Source organism: Martinezella calliandrae, assembly GCF_030272695.1.
Taxonomy (GTDB): Bacteria; Pseudomonadota; Alphaproteobacteria; order Rhizobiales; family Rhizobiaceae; genus Rhizobium; species Rhizobium calliandrae.
Genome location: NZ_JARFYN010000199.1, coordinates 1 through 531 on the forward strand (window position 1 = coordinate 1; position 531 = coordinate 531).

Annotated in this window: 1 protein-coding gene; it reads left to right on the forward strand. The window is 65.5% G+C overall.

Annotated elements, in window-relative coordinates; all coding sequences use genetic code 11:
- The coding region (locus PY650_RS36715; RefSeq protein ID WP_285885015.1) for a LysR substrate-binding domain-containing protein at positions 1-531 on the forward strand (531 nt) is incomplete at both ends.

Genomic DNA, 531 nt, shown 5'->3' on the forward strand with positions numbered 1-531 from the left:
CTGGCGGGCTGGAGCCCGAACTCTCCATCGTTCTCGACACAATGTTTCCGCAAGGTTTACTGACCAAGGTCGCGCGGGAATGGGCGGCCGCGTTTCCCGCGACGCCGCTGCGCGTCTATTTCGAGGCTTTGGGTGCCGTCCCCCAGGCGGTGCTCGACGGCCGCTGCAGCGTCGGGGTGATCGGAACGCTCCAGCGCGCGCCGCCGGATCTCTCCAAGGAATGGCTGTTCAACCTGCCGCTGGTGACCGTCGTGGGGGCGAGCCATCCACTGGCGGATCTGCGTAGCCCGATCGCTGCGAGCGCCATGGAGCGCCATGTTCAAGTCGTCCTGACCGATCGCTCGACGCTTACCACCGGCCAAGAATTCGGCGTGCTCGGCGGTCAGTCATGGCGCGTCGCCGAACTTTCCACCAAACACGCCTTCCTATGTGCAGGGCTTGGCTGGGGCCATATGCCCTATCCCGCCGTCGCCGACGATATCACCGCTGGCCGACTCGTCGTCATCGAGCCAGAGGGAACGCCAACCGGCA